Source organism: Tsuneonella litorea (assembly GCF_025154015.1).
GTDB classification, from domain to species: Bacteria; Pseudomonadota; Alphaproteobacteria; order Sphingomonadales; family Sphingomonadaceae; genus Tsuneonella; species Tsuneonella litorea.
This window is the reverse complement of record NZ_JAOAMV010000003.1, coordinates 345,936-359,326: the sequence shown is the minus strand read 5'-3', so window position 1 is coordinate 359,326 and position 13,391 is coordinate 345,936. Positions and strand designations below refer to the sequence as shown.

The following is a 13,391-nucleotide window of genomic DNA, read 5'->3' as shown; positions in this document are numbered from 1 at the left end:
GATGCAGGAACGACAGACAACCCGCCCCCTGGCGCGTGACGCGATGGCCTACGTGCTTGCGGGCGGGCGCGGCAGCCGGCTGATGGAACTGACCGATCGGCGCGCCAAGCCAGCGGTCTATTTCGGCGGCAAGAGCCGCATCATCGACTTCGCGCTGTCGAACGCGATCAATTCGGGCATCCGCCGCATCGGCGTCGCCACGCAGTACAAGGCGCACAGCCTCATCCGCCATATGCAGCGCGCGTGGAACTTCATGCGGCCCGAGCGCAACGAGAGCTTCGACATCCTCCCCGCCAGCCAGCGGGTTTCGGAGAGCCAGTGGTACGAAGGCACCGCCGATGCGGTGTTCCAGAACATCGACATCATCGAGGCACACGCGCCGAAGTACATGGTGATCCTGGCCGGCGACCACATCTACAAGATGGACTACGAGTTGATGCTGCAGCAGCACGTCAACTCGGGCGCCGACGTCACTGTCGGCTGCCTTGTCGTGCCGCGGATGGAGGCGACCGGCTTCGGGGTGATGCACGTCGACGAAACCGACACCATCACCGCCTTCGTCGAGAAGCCGAAGGACCCGCCGGGCATCCCCGGCAACGAGGGCATGGCGCTCGCCAGCATGGGCATCTACGTGTTCGAAACCGGGTTCCTGTTCGAACAGCTGCGCCGCGACGCCGACGAGCCGAACTCCAAGCATGACTTCGGCGGGGACATCATCCCCTACATCGTCAAGCACGGAAAGGCGGTCGCGCACCGCTTCACCGACAGCTGCATCCGCGCGGCGGAGGAGATCGAGGAATACTGGCGCGACGTCGGCACCGTCGACGCCTATTTCGAGGCCAATCTCGACCTCACCGACACGGTGCCAAAGCTCAACCTCTACGACCGCGAATGGCCGATCTGGACCGACGCGGTGGTCGCCGCGCCGGCGAAGTTCGTCCACGACGAGGACGGCCGGAGGGGGTGCGCGATCGCTTCGCTCGTATCGGGCGACTGCATCGTGTCCGGCGCCGAGGTCAATCGCAGCCTGCTGTTCACCGGGGTGAAGATGGGCAGCTTCTCCAGTGCGCGCGAGGCGGTCATCCTGCCTTACTGCAACGTCGGCCGCGGGGCACGGCTGAACCGCGTGATTGTCGATTCCGGCGTGCGGATTCCCGAAGGCATGGTGATCGGCGAGGACCCGGAACTCGACGCCCGCCGGTTCCGCGTGAGCGACGGCGGGGTGGTGCTCGTCACGCGCGACATGATGGCCCGCCTCGCTTGACGCTGAAGGTCCTCTCGGTCGCCTCCGAAGCGGTGCCGCTGGTCAAGACCGGGGGGCTGGCGGATGTCGCCGGCGCGCTTCCCGCCGCGCTTGCGCCGCACGGGGTCGAGGTGACGACGATGGTGCCGGGCTACCCGGCGGTCGTCGAGCGCGTCCAAAGGGGCAGGGCGGTGCACAAGTGGGCCTCGCTGCTGGGCGAACCCGCCCGGCTGCTGGCAGGAGAGATCGCCGGCTTTCCGCTCGCGGTGCTCGACGCACCGGGCTTGTTCGCCCGCGCCGGCGGGCCCTATGCCGATCCGGCCGGGCGCGACTGGGACGACAACTGGCGCCGTTTCGCCGCGCTTTCGCGTGCCGCCGCCGACTTCGGGGCGGGGGCGGTGAAGGGCCGGTCGTTCGACGTCGTCCACGCACACGACTGGCAGGCGGCGATGACGCCCGCGTACATGCGGTTCGCTCCGCCGAAGGGTACGCGCCCCGTGTCCAGCGTGCTGACGATCCACAACATGGCGTTTCAGGGATTCTACCCGCAAGATACGTTCCCCCGCCTGGGCCTGCCCGACGCCGCGTGGTCGGTCGACGGCGTCGAAAGCTACGGCGGTGTCGGTTTCCTCAAGGCCGGGATGCAGACCGCCGACGCGATCACCACGGTCAGCCCAACCTACGCGCGCGAAATCCGCTCACCTGAATTCGGCATGGGTCTCGAAGGGGTGGTCCTTGCCCGGTCAAATCGCGTGTCCGGCATCCTCAACGGGATCGACGCGCGCGAATGGTCGCCGGAGACGGATCCGCACCTGGCGCAGACCTACACCGCAGGCCAGCTTGGGCGCCGCAAGCGGAACAAGCGCGCGCTGGAGCAGGAATTCGGCCTCGCAAGCGATGATGGCCCGTTGTTCGTGGTCGTCAGCCGGCTGACCTGGCAAAAGGGCATGGACGTGCTGCTCGAGGTGCTCGACCACCTCGTCGGGATCGGCGGGCGGCTCGCCCTGCTCGGTTCAGGCGACGCGGCTATCGAGGCGGGGCTGCACGAAGCCGCCGCGCGCCACCCGGGGCGGATCGGGGTGCGCATCGGCTACGACGAGCCGCTCGCGCACCGGATGCAGGGCGGAGGCGACGCGATCCTGGTGCCGAGCCGGTTCGAACCGTGCGGGCTGACCCAGCTCTACGGCCTCGCCTATGGCTGCGTGCCCATCGTCTCGCGCACCGGCGGGCTCGCCGACACGGTGATCGACGCCAACCCCGCCGCGCTTGCGGCGGGGGTCGCCACGGGGCTGCAGATGAACGCGGTCGATTATCCCGCGCTCGCCGCCGCGATCAGCCGCGCGGTAGACCTTTTCGCGCAGCCGGCCCAATGGCGGCGGCTGCAGAAGAACGGGATGAAGGCCGACTTCACCTGGGCCGCGAGCGGGGCCGCCTATGCCGCGCTGTACCGACAGCTGACCGGGACCACCGAATGATCATCATCAGCCACCCCACCACCCCGTTCGAGGGGCAGAAACCCGGCACGTCGGGCCTGCGCAAGAAAGTGCGCGTGTTCGCCCAGCCGAACTATGCCGAGAACTTCGTGCAGAGCGTGTTCGACGTCGCAGAGCGGCCCGATCACGCGACGCTCGTGATCGGCGGCGACGGGCGCTACCACAACCGCATCGTCATCCAGCAGGCGATCCGCATCGCCGCGGCGAGCGGCTACGCTCGCGTGCTGGTCGGGCAGGGCGGCATCCTGTCCACCCCCGCGGCGAGCCACGTGATCCGCAAGTACCGCGCGAGCGGCGGGCTGATCCTTTCGGCGAGCCACAACCCCGGCGGGCCGGATGAGGACTTCGGGATCAAGTACAACATCGCGAACGGCGGCCCCGCCCCCGAGGCGGTGACCGAAGCGATCCACGCGCGCACGCAGAAGATCGATCGCTGGCATGCGGTCGACGCCCCGGACATCGACCTCGATGCGCTCGGCGAGGCGCAGGTGGGCGAAATGACGGTCGAAGTGATCGATCCGGTCGCCGATTATGCCGACCTGATGGAGACGCTGTTCGACTTCGACCTGATCCGCGAGAAGGTCGCGAGCGGGCTGACCATGGCGTTCGACGCGATGCACGCGGTAACCGGACCCTATGCGCGCGAGATTCTCGAAAACCGGCTCGGCTTTGCCGCTGGCACGGTGCGGGGCGGCGCGCCGCTGGAGGATTTCGGCGGCCACCACCCGGACCCCAACCTCGTTCACGCCAGGGCGCTCCATGACACGATGATGGGCGAAAGCGCGCCCGACCTCGGCGCGGCGAGCGACGGGGACGGCGATCGCAACCTCATCATCGGGCGGGGCATCTTCATCACGCCATCGGACTCTCTGGCGATGCTCGCGGCGAACGCGCATCTCGCACCCGGCTACGCGGCAGGCCTCAAGGGCATCGCCCGCTCGATGCCGACCAGCGCCGCCGCGGACCGGGTGGCCGAGGCGCTCGGCGTGCCGGCATGGGAGACGCCCACCGGCTGGAAGTTCTTCGGCACCCTGCTCGACGCCGGGCTCGCAACGATCTGCGGCGAGGAAAGCGCGGGCACCGGCAGCGACCACGTCCGCGAGAAGGACGGGCTGTGGGCGGTATTGCTCTGGCTCAACATCCTCGCCGCGACGGGAAAGAGCGTGCAGCAGATCGCGCACGGGCACTGGGCGCGGTTCGGGCGCAACTATTACGCGCGGCACGATTATGAGAACGTCGAGACCGGCAAGGCGGGCGCCGTGATGGAGCGCGTAGAGGGCAAGCTGGAGGAACTGCCCGGCACCCGGGTGCAGGGCATGACGGTCGCGAGTGCCGACAGCTTCGCCTACACCGATCCGGTCGACGGCTCGGTCAGCCGGAACCAGGGATTGCGGGTCGCTTTCGAGGGCGGGTCCAGGCTCGTCCTGCGGCTGTCGGGCACGGGTACCGAAGGGGCGACGATCCGGCTCTACCTCGAACGCTATGAGCCGGCGGACGGCCGGCTCGACGGCGACACGACCGAAATGCTGGCACGCCTTGCCGCCGCCGCCGAGGAGATTGCCGGGATTGCCGCCCTGACTGGCCGCACGGCACCGGACGTCGTGACTTGAGTGCCGACATGGGTGCCGTCGTCAGCGACGGCAGAACCCGGTTCAAGGTCCGCTCGCCGCGCGCAGACGCGCTGTTCCTGTGCCTGTTCGACGCGCAAGGTCGGGAGGAGCGCGTCGCGATGGAGCGCGATGGCGCGGAGCACTGGCTGGTCGAGGTCGCGGAAGACCTCACCGGCCGCGCCTACGGCTATCGCGCGCGCGGGGAATGGAATCCCGCCGAGGGGCTCTGGTTCGACGAGGCAAAGCTGCTGGTCGATCCGCACGCGACCCAGCTCGACCGGCGCTTCACCGCGGACAGGGCGCTCACCGAGCGCGGGGTCGATACCGCGCACCTCGTTCCGCGCGCGATCGTGATGCGCGCATACGAGCGGGTTCCGAAGAAGGCGCCGCTCTTCCGTCGCGGCGGACTGGTCTACGAACTCAATGTCCGCGCCTTCACGATGCGGCATCCCGAAGTGCCGGACGAGGTGCGCGGAACTGTGGCCGCGCTCGGGCATCCGGCGGTCGTCGCGCACCTGAAGAAGATCGGCGTCACCGCGGTCGAACTGATGCCGGTGATCGCGTGGATGAACGAGCCGCATCTCGGCCCGCTCGGGCTGGTCAACGCTTGGGGCTACAACCCGGTCGCTTTCATGGCGCTCGATCCCGGCCTGTGCCCGGGCGGGGTGCGCGAACTCGCCCGAACGGTCGAAACGCTGCACGGCGCGGGCATCGGCGTGCTGCTCGATCTTGTTTTCAACCACACCGGCGAAGGCGATGCGGGCGGGAACATCGTGTGCCTGCGCGGGCTCGACGACAGTGCTTACGCGCGGGCTCCTGACGGCGCCCTCGTCAACGACAGCGGTTGCGGCAACACCGTCGATTTCGGGCAGGACTGGATCCGCGAACTCGCGCTCGACACCATGCGCCACTTCGTCGCGCGGTGCGGGATCGACGGGTTCCGGTTCGACCTCGCGCCCATCATGGCCCGATCGCCAGGGTTCGACCCCGACGCGCCGATCTTCGCGGCGATGGCCGAGGACGAGTGGCTTCACGACCGTGTCTTCATCGCCGAGCCCTGGGACATAGGGCCGGGCGGCTACCAGCTCGGCAATTTCCCCTCGACATGGCTCGAATGGAACGACCGGTTCCGCGACGACGTGCGCCGGTACTGGAACAGTCCGCTGAACGACGGCGGTGGCAATCACAGCGCGCTGGCGCATCGGCTCGCGGGGTCGGACGACCTGTTCGGGAGGGACTATCGCAGCGTCAACTTCGTCGCCGCGCACGACGGTTTCACGCTCGCCGACAGCGTGATGTACAACGACCGTCACAACGAGGCGAATGGCGAGGGCAACCGCGATGGCCACGGCGCGAACTATTCCAACAACCACGGGGCCGAGGGGCCAACCGACGACCCGGCAATCATCGAGGCGCGCGGCGCGACGATTCGCGCGATCCTCGGCACCCTGTTCGCCTCGACCGGCACGATCATGCTGACCGCCGGCGACGAGTTCGGGCGCACCCAGCGCGGCAACAACAATGCCTATTGCCAGGACAACGAGATCGGCTGGGTCGACTGGGCGGCGCGCGACACCGATATCGAGGACCACGTTGCCGAACTGTCGCGAAAGCGGCGCGACCGGTTCGCGCGTTTTCCCAAGGGCGGCACCTGGCTGCGGCTTGACGGCGAGCCGATGGACGAGGGCGCATGGAGCTATCACGGCACTCCGGGCTTCGCCTATCGGCCGCCGGACGGTGCCATGCACCCCGGATTTACCGTCGACCGCGATCGGCGACGGGTAGTCATCGGACAACTGCCGGATTAGCTCTTCGCTTTGCCCGTCGCCGCCGCTAACCGGGCGGGCAGAAGCTGAGAGGATCGAACACTGTCCATGAACGGCGCGCAAAGCCTTGTTTCCACGCTTGTCGGCCACGGCGTCGACGTATGCTTCGCCAACCCCGGGACATCGGAAATGCATTTCCTCGCCGCGCTGGGGGACCCGCGGATGCGGGGAGTGCTGTGCCTGTTCGAAGGCGTGTGCACCGGCGCGGCTGACGGCTATTACCGGATGGCCGACAAGCCCGCGGCGACGCTGCTGCATCTCGGCCCGGGCCTGTCGAACGGGCTCGCCAACATCCACAACGCGCGCCGCGCCTCCTCGGGCATGGTCAACGTCGTGGGCGAGCACGCGACCAAGCACCTCAAGTACGACGCGCCGCTGACCAGCGACATCGAGGGCCTCGCCCGGCCGCTATCGCACTGGGTCCGGCGCGGCGACAGCGCGGCGACGATCGCGTGGGACACCGCCGCCGCGATCGCAAAGGCGAGCGAGCATCCCGGCAAGATCGCGACCCTGATCCTGCCGGGCGATACCGCCTGGCAGGACGCAGGCGAGGCGGTTGCTCCGCCGCCCGCTCCGGCAACCCGCAAGGCGCCCGACCCGGCGCGCATCGCCGAGGTCGCCAAGGTCCTGCGATCGGGCGAGCCGACGATGCTGATCCTCGCCAACAAGGCCTGCCGCGTCGAGCCGCTCGAGCTTGCCGGGAAAGTCGCCGCCGGCACTGGTTGCCGGCTTGCCAGCCAGTTCTTCACCAACCGTATCGAGCGCGGGGCGGGCCGCGTCCCGCTCGAGCGGATTCCCTATTCGGTCGCGCCGGCGGTCAAGTTCCTCAAGGGCACGAAACACCTCGTCACGCTCGAGACGAAGGAACCGGTCGCCTTCTTCAGCTATCCGGGCCTGCCGAGCCTGCTCAAGGAGCCGGGCACGCAAGTGCACACGTTGAGCGAGGCAGACGAGGACAGCACGCTGGCGCTCCAGATGCTGGTCGAGGAGCTCGGGCTCGGCAGCGCCCAGGCCGCCTACCAGCAGGCCGCCGAAAAGGTCATGCCTTCGGGCAAGCTCGATCCGATCTCGATTGCGCACGCGCTGTGCGCCGGTATCCCGGAAAACGCGATCGTCGTCGACGAGAGCCTGACCAGCGGGCGCGAATCGATGAGCTACACGCTGGGCGCGGCCCCTCACGACATGATCAACAACCTCGGCGGATCGATCGGCTATTCGCCGCCGGTCGCGACCGGCGCGGCGCTGGCGCGCCCTGACCGGAGGACGATCTGCCTCGTCGGCGATGGCAGCGCGATGTACACGATCCAGGCGCTGTGGACCCAGGCGCGCGAGCAGTTGCCGGTGACCACGGTGGTGTTCGCCAACAACACCTACAACATCCTCAAGGCCGAATATGCGAACATGGGCGCGGGCGACCGGCCGAGCGCCGCGGCTCTGACGATGATCGACATCGACCGGCCGACCATCGACTGGATCGCAATGGGCAAGTCGATGGGTGTGCCCGGCGTCCAGGTCGATTCCGCCGAGGGGCTCGCCAGGGCGCTCCTCGACGCGAACGGCGAGGCCGGGCCGCGGCTGATCGAGGTGAAGCTCTACTGATGGACCCGGCTTTGCTCGACGCGGCAGACCTCCTGCGGCCTTTCCGCGATCGCTTCGTGCTGCCCCAAGGCACGATCTATCTCGACGGCAACTCGCTCGGATGCCTGCCTAAAGCGACTGCGCCCAAAATCACCGAATTGGTGAATGTGGACTGGGGCCAGAACCTGATCGGTTCCTGGAACGTGGCGGGCTGGGTCGACGCGCCGCAGCGCGTCGGGGACAAGATCGCGCGGCTTGTCGGCGCGGAGGAAGGCGAAGTGGTCGCCTGCGATTCCACCTCGGTCAACGTGTTCAAGGCGCTGTGCGCGGCGCTCTCGGCCAATCCCGGGCGCTCGACAATCCTGTCGGAGCGCGGCAATTTCCCGACCGACGTCTACATGATGCAGGGACTCGAAGCGCTCACGGGGCGCCGGGTGTCCGCCCGTCTGGTGGACGGGGAGACGGTGCTGGACGCGATCGACGACGACACCGCCGTCGTCCTGCTGACGCAGGTGCATTATCGCACCGGCCGGGTGCGCGACATGGTCGCGACCACTGCCGCCGCACAGGCAAGGGGTGCGCTGGTCATCTGGGACCTCAGCCACAGCGCCGGCGCGATCCCGGCCGATCTGAGCGGCGCCAATGCCGATTTCGCGGTCGGCTGCGGGTACAAGTTCCTGAACGGCGGTCCCGGCGCGCCAGGTTACATTTTCGCCGCGAGGCGCCACCAGGATACGGCAATGCCCGCGCTGTCGGGCTGGTTCGGCCACGCGCGCCCGTTCGATTTCGATGATGCCTATCGCCCGGCGCCGGGGATCGCGCGCTTCCTCGTCGGCACGCCGCCGATCATTGGCCTTGCTGCGCTCGAAGTCGGCGTCGACCTGATGCGCGAGGCCGACATGGCGCAGGTAAGGTCGAAATCGGTCGCGATGGGCGAATTGTTCGCGCGCAGGATGGCGCCGCTGTGCGAACGGCACGGCTTCATGCTCGCCAGCCCGGCTGATCCGGCGGAGCGCGGAAGCCAGATCTCCTACGCTCACCCCGAGGCCTATCCGATCGTGCAGGCGCTGATCGCGCGCGGCGTAGTCGGAGACTTTCGCGCACCTGATGTGCTGCGGTTCGGTCTGACGCCCCTATACACCTCGTTCGGCGAGATCGCGGCGGCGGTCGACACCATCGCCGCGGTTATGGACGAGGGCGCGTGGGACCGGCCCGAGTTCAAGGTCCGCGCGGCGGTAACCTGAAGGGAGGGCACACGATGCGGCACGTCGAATGGACCCTGACAGGACACGGCGGCTTGGCGCTTTACGCGCAAGGGTGGGTGCCCGATGGCGAGGTGCGCGACGTGATTGCCATCTCGCACGGCTATGCCGAGCACGGCGGGCGATACGGCAACCTCGTGGAGCGGCTCGTGCCCATGGGATACGCGCTGTATGCGCTCGACCATCGCGGGCACGGCAAGTCGGAAGGGACTCGCGCGCTTGTCGACCGGATGAAGTGGGTGATCGACGACTTCCACATCTTCGTCCGCAGCGTGAGGGCGCGCCACCACGGGCAGCCGGTCAAGCTGCTCGGCCATTCGATGGGCGGCAACGTCGCGTTCGGATACGCCCTGTCATGGCCGCAGGACCTGACGGGCCTGATCCTCTCCGGTCCGCTCATTGGCGGGCGCGTGCCGGCGGTGCAGCGCGCGGTGCTGTCGTTCTTGTCTGCGGTCGCCCCGAACACCGGTATGATCGCGCTGCCGCCCGAGGCGGTGAGCCGCGATCCGGCGGTCGTCGAGGCGTATGCAAGCGATCCGCTGGTCACCACCGGCAAGGTCGCTGCGCGCACCGCGCACGAGATGTTTACCTCGCTCGCCGGGTACCGCGCCGAGGCTCCATCGATGAACGTCCCGCTGCTGGTCCAGCACGGCGAGGCCGACGCGCTGGTTCGGTGGGACGACGTGCGCCCGGTTGTCGCGACGATCGGCGCGCCCGACAAGACCGTGATCACCTATCCCGGCCTCTACCACGAGATCTACAACGAGCCCGAAAAGGACGCCGTGATCGGCGACCTTGCCCGGTGGCTCGAGGCGCATCCCGCTCCCTAGCGGTTCAGCCGCCCCTCGATCAGCGTATCGACCACCGACGGGTCAGCGAGGGTCGAGGTGTCGCCCAGCGAACTCGTCTCGTTCTCGGCGATCTTGCGCAGGATGCGGCGCATGATCTTGCCCGAGCGGGTCTTGGGCAGTGCCGGGGTGAAATGCAGGTGGTCGGGCGACGCGATCGGGCCGATCTCCTTGCGCACCTGCTGGCGCAATGCGGCCGCGAGGTCGTCTGAAGGCTCCTCGCCCTCCATCAGCGTGACGTAGCAATAGATGCCCTGGCCCTTGATGTCGTGCGGGAAGCCGACGACCGCGGCCTCGGCGACCTTGTCGTGCAGCACGAGCGCGCTCTCGACCTCGGCGGTGCCCATCCGGTGGCCCGAGACGTTGATCACGTCGTCCACGCGGCCGGTGATCCAGTAGTACCCGTCGGCATCGCGGCGGCAGCCGTCGCCGGTGAAGTACTTGCCCTTGTAGGTACTGAAGTAGGTCTGCACGAACCGGTCGTGGTCGCCGTAGACGGTGCGCGCCTGCCCGGGCCACGACCGCGCAATGCACAGGTTGCCCTCGGTAGCACCGTCGAGGACGTTGCCATCTCCGTCGACCAGCTGGGGACAGACGCCGAAGAACGGCTTGCCCGCGCTGCCCGGCTTCATGTCATGCGCGCCGGGCAGGGTGGTGATCATCACCCCGCCGGTCTCGGTCTGCCACCATGTGTCGACGACCGGCAGCCTGCCTTTGCCGACTGTGTCGGAATACCAGCGCCAGGCTTCCGGATTGATCGGCTCCCCTACGGTGCCGAGCAGGCGGAGAGAGGACAGGTCGTGCCGCTCGACCGGCGCCGTGCCCTCGCGCATCAGCGCGCGGATCGCGGTGGGGGCGGTGTAGAAGATCGCGACCTTGTGCTTGGCGACCGTCGCCCAGAAGCGGTCGTGGTCGGGCCAGTTGGGCACGCCTTCGAACATCAGCGCGGTCGCGCCGTTCTGCAAGGGGCCATAGACGACGTAGCTGTGCCCGGTGACCCAGCCGATGTCGGCGGTGCACCAGAACACCTCGCCCGGCCGGTAATCGAACACGTAGCGGAAGGTCGTCTCGGTCCACACCGCGTAGCCGCCGACGGTGTGGAGCACGCCCTTGGGCTTGCCGGTCGAACCGCTGGTGTAGAGGATGAACAGCGGATCTTCGGCGGCCATCGGCTCGCACGGGCAGTCGGCTGCCACTCCGTCCGAGAGTTCGTGATACCAGTGGTCGCGGCCCGCGTTCATCGCGACGTCGCCGCCGGTATGGCGGATGACGAGAACGGCCTTCACGCCGACCTTTTCGAGCGCGGCGTCGACGTTGCGCTTGAGCGGGATGGTCTTGCCCCCGCGCCAGCCCTCGTCGGCGCAGATCACGAAAGTGCTCGCGCAGTCCTCGATCCGGCCGGCGATCGCTTCGGGACTGAAGCCGCCGAAGATCACCGAATGCACCGCGCCGATCCGCGCGCAGGCGAGCATCGCGAAAGCGCCCGCGGGCACCATCGGCATGTAGATCGTGACCCTGTCGCCTTTCGCGACGCCCATCTTCTTGAGCGTGTTCGCCATGCGGATCACTTCGGCCTGCAGCTCGGCGTAGGTGATCCGGCGGACCGGGCCCTGCGGGTCGTCGGGCTCGAAGATCAGCGCGAGGCGCTCGCCGTTGCCCGCCGCCACGTGGCGGTCGACCGCGTTGTGGCAGACGTTGAGCTGGCCGTCGGCGAACCACCTGACATCGACCGGGTCGAAGCTCCAGTCGCCGGCCGTGGTCGGCTTGCGCGTCCACTCGAGGCGGGCCGCCTGCTCGAGCCAGAACGCGTCTGCGTCGTCGATGCTGCGCCGGTACATCGCCTCGTATTGTTCGGGCGTGCAGTTCGTGCCCTCGGCGGCGGCTGCCGGGCGGCGCACCCATTCGTCGTCGTGGATGTGCGCGGCTTGCTCGGTCATCGATCTCTCCTCTCGGCAGCGACACTAGCGGGTCGCCCGGTCCAGGTGAACGCGTTGCATTCTCCATCGTTCGAAAGGCTGACTTCAGCGCCGAGCGGGTCGGTTTCGACCATCGCCGTGAGCGTACCGGGATCGCCGCTGCGCGCGATGAAGCGCGAGCCGTCCGGCAGTCGCCCGATCGCCACGGCGAAGTCCGGCCCGTCTCGGCTGAACTGGATCGTGTAGGTCTCGATCACGCCCCGTCCCTCGGCCAGTTCGGTCATCACGGGCGGCGGCGGCCGGTCGACTTCGGGATTGCGCCACATGGTGCTGGGCACGGGCGCTGGATCGGTCGAAAGCACGAGGGCCGCATATTTCGACTGGAATCCGCCGAGCGCGCCGACCAGGCCGAACGAGCCCGGCGCGGCACGCAACCGTTCGGCCATGGTGGCGATGGCATGGCCGGAATACCCGTTCCCCGGGCCGCCGAAGAAGGGAAGGCCGCCGGTCGCCGTCAGCCGCCTTGGCTCGTCGGGCGACAGGCCCAGGTGATCGATCGCGGTGGCGAAGACCGCGGCGGGGAAGCAGCTGTAGAAATCGAGATGGTCTATCTCTTCGAGGGACTTGCCCGACGCCGCCAGCGCCGCGTCGAGCACCGCCTCGGCGCCCGGAAAGCGCGCAAGGTCCGCGCGTTCGAGGGGTTCGGGATCGACGACCTTCGCCGCCCCGTGGATATGGACCCACTTGTCCCGGTCAATCCCCGCTGCCCGCGCGGCGCCGACCGACATCACCAGCGCGGCAGCGCCCATGTTGACCTGATCGCGCGAGATCACCTTGCGCGGGTAGGGGTCGGCGATCAGGCGGTTGGCCGGGGTGATCTCGGCGAGCTCCGCGGCGCTCGCCGGGGTGCCGAACGTGGCTGCCAGCGGATTGGCCGCCGCCACCTCGCTGAAGGGCGCGAACAGCCGGCCCATCTCGGTGCGGTATTCCGCGCGGGTAAGGCCGGTCCGCGCGCGGCGGGCGTTTTCGATCAGGCCATAGGCCAGGGCAGGCGAGTGAATGCCGTGCGCGATCGACCGGCGCGACAGCAGCGCGCCGTCCTCCGAACCCTTCCATTCGACCTCGCCCTCGTCGTGTTCGGCCCAGTCGCGGATCTCGCCGCGGGCAAGGATGCTGCGGATCGTGGAGGTCGCTTCGGCCCCGAAGACGAGACCGGCGCTGATTTCCCCGTGGAGGATGCGTTCGGCGATATCGACGACCGCGGTCGCGGGCGACTGGCCGCCGATCGGCTCGAGCACTGCGTGCGTGGGAGCGATGCCGAGCCGGCGGGCGACGGCGAGAGGAAACTTGTCCGGCTTTCCGAACGGCGCGGGGGCGCCGCGCGAATCCTCGAACGTGCGGATCGCGCCGACGACCTCGACAAGAGGCTTGAGGCAGACCGCCGCGCACGCATCGGCAAGCGCGGTTTCCGCCGCCCAGGCGGCAAGGTCGGCCGCGGACCGTTCCGCGTAGCCCGGGTCGCCGATTCGCTCGACGACCTGCCCGACGCCGACGATGACGGGCGTCATGTCGTCAGGTTCGGCGGCGGTCAGCTGAACCATGTCACACCTGTCAC

At 68.5% G+C, this 13,391-nt stretch carries 9 protein-coding genes; 7 read left to right on the top strand and 2 right to left on the bottom strand.

Features of this window, described 5'->3' with window-relative positions:
• Position 1 precedes the first annotated feature (1 nt).
• The 7 genes from glgC (at position 2) to N0B51_RS08175 (ending at position 9,842) form a co-directional block, all read left to right on the top strand.
• The gene (gene glgC, locus N0B51_RS08205; protein WP_259961821.1) at positions 2 to 1,264 is read left to right on the top strand and encodes a glucose-1-phosphate adenylyltransferase; all 1,263 of its coding nucleotides are present in this window, start codon (positions 2 to 4) and stop codon (positions 1,262 to 1,264) included.
• Positions 1,261 to 2,718: a glycogen synthase GlgA gene (gene glgA / locus N0B51_RS08200; protein WP_259961820.1), complete on the top strand. Its 1,458-nt coding sequence runs from the start codon at positions 1,261 to 1,263 to the stop codon at positions 2,716 to 2,718. Before glgC ends, glgA begins: the two co-directional genes overlap by 4 nt.
• Positions 2,715 to 4,346 carry an alpha-D-glucose phosphate-specific phosphoglucomutase gene (locus N0B51_RS08195; RefSeq protein WP_259961819.1) on the top strand — a complete coding sequence of 544 codons (1,632 nt, stop codon included), beginning with the start codon at positions 2,715 to 2,717 and terminating at the stop codon, positions 4,344 to 4,346. The genes glgA and N0B51_RS08195 overlap by 4 nt, the downstream gene beginning before the upstream one ends.
• A gap of 8 nt (positions 4,347 to 4,354) precedes the next feature.
• Positions 4,355 to 6,154 carry a glycogen debranching protein GlgX gene (glgX, locus tag N0B51_RS08190; protein ID WP_259961818.1) on the top strand — a complete coding sequence of 600 codons (1,800 nt, stop codon included), beginning with the start codon at positions 4,355 to 4,357 and terminating at the stop codon, positions 6,152 to 6,154.
• A 66-nt stretch (positions 6,155 to 6,220) separates the two neighbouring features.
• The gene (locus N0B51_RS08185; RefSeq protein WP_259961817.1) at positions 6,221 to 7,771 is read left to right on the top strand and encodes an acetolactate synthase large subunit; all 1,551 of its coding nucleotides are present in this window, start codon (positions 6,221 to 6,223) and stop codon (positions 7,769 to 7,771) included.
• Positions 7,771 to 8,994, top strand: a complete 1,224-nt coding sequence (gene kynU, locus N0B51_RS08180; RefSeq protein ID WP_259961816.1) for a kynureninase — start codon at positions 7,771 to 7,773, stop codon at positions 8,992 to 8,994. The genes N0B51_RS08185 and kynU overlap by 1 nt, the downstream gene beginning before the upstream one ends.
• 14 nt (positions 8,995 to 9,008) lie before the next feature.
• Positions 9,009 to 9,842 (top strand): alpha/beta hydrolase, encoded by an 834-nt coding sequence (locus N0B51_RS08175; protein WP_259961815.1) that lies wholly within the window; start codon positions 9,009 to 9,011, stop codon positions 9,840 to 9,842.
• Here the strand turns inward: N0B51_RS08175 and acs are convergent.
• Both acs and N0B51_RS08165 read right to left on the bottom strand, forming a co-directional pair.
• Positions 9,839 to 11,797, bottom strand: coding sequence for an acetate--CoA ligase (acs, locus tag N0B51_RS08170; protein ID WP_259961814.1), 1,959 nt, complete (start codon positions 11,795 to 11,797; stop codon positions 9,839 to 9,841). The two genes, N0B51_RS08175 and acs, sit on opposite strands and share 4 nt — an antisense overlap.
• Positions 11,794 to 13,377 (bottom strand): TLP1 C-terminal extension domain-containing protein, encoded by a 1,584-nt coding sequence (locus N0B51_RS08165; protein WP_259961813.1) that lies wholly within the window; start codon positions 13,375 to 13,377, stop codon positions 11,794 to 11,796. The genes acs and N0B51_RS08165 overlap by 4 nt, the downstream gene beginning before the upstream one ends.
• Positions 13,378 to 13,391 lie beyond the last annotated feature (14 nt).